We start from the raw sequence: 539 nt of genomic DNA on the forward strand, positions 1-539 counted from the left end.
TAGAAAGTTTAGAGTATCTTAGTGTCCCGTTCGTCTAGAGGCCTAGGACACCGCCCTTTCACGGCGGTAACAGGGGTTCGACTCCCCTACGGGATACCATGGGTCGTTAGCTCAGTCGGTAGAGCAGTTGACTTTTAATCAATTGGTCGCAGGTTCGAATCCTGCACGACCCACCATTACTTCAAGAGTTGGGGTTATAGCTCAGCTGGGAGAGCGCCTGCCTTGCACGCAGGAGGTCTGCGGTTCGATCCCGCATAGCTCCACCATTCTTGAACGCAATGGGCGATTAGCTCAGTTGGGAGAGCACCTGCCTTACAAGCAGGGGGTCACTGGTTCGAACCCGGTATCGCCCACCACTCAAAAAACCACCATCTTTAAGGGTTTTTCCTTAAGAATCTTTAAAAATGGTTTTCATTAGAAAATCTGCTCTTTAACAATTTGGAAAGCTGACAAAACAACAATTTATTGTTGTTTGTAAAGTTCTCAATGTTTGTCTGTAAGACAAACACCAACAAACACATTCAAGTGTTCTTGGGAAG

Annotated in this window: 4 tRNA genes; all 4 read left to right on the plus strand. The window is 46.8% G+C overall.

The window, feature by feature from the left end:
* Positions 1–23 precede the first annotated feature (23 nt).
* A tRNA-Glu gene (locus FC652_RS20215) sits at positions 24–99 on the plus strand.
* A 1-nt stretch (position 100) separates the two neighbouring features.
* Positions 101–176, plus strand: a tRNA-Lys gene (locus tag FC652_RS20220).
* 14 nt (positions 177–190) lie between these two features.
* Positions 191–266 (plus strand) — tRNA-Ala (locus tag FC652_RS20225).
* Between the two features lie 14 nt (positions 267–280).
* A tRNA-Val gene (locus tag FC652_RS20230) sits at positions 281–356 on the plus strand.
* The last annotated feature ends 183 nt before the right edge of the window (positions 357–539 follow it).

Source organism: Vibrio sp. 05-20-BW147, from assembly GCF_013369385.1.
Taxonomy (GTDB): domain Bacteria; phylum Pseudomonadota; class Gammaproteobacteria; order Enterobacterales; family Vibrionaceae; genus Vibrio; species Vibrio floridensis.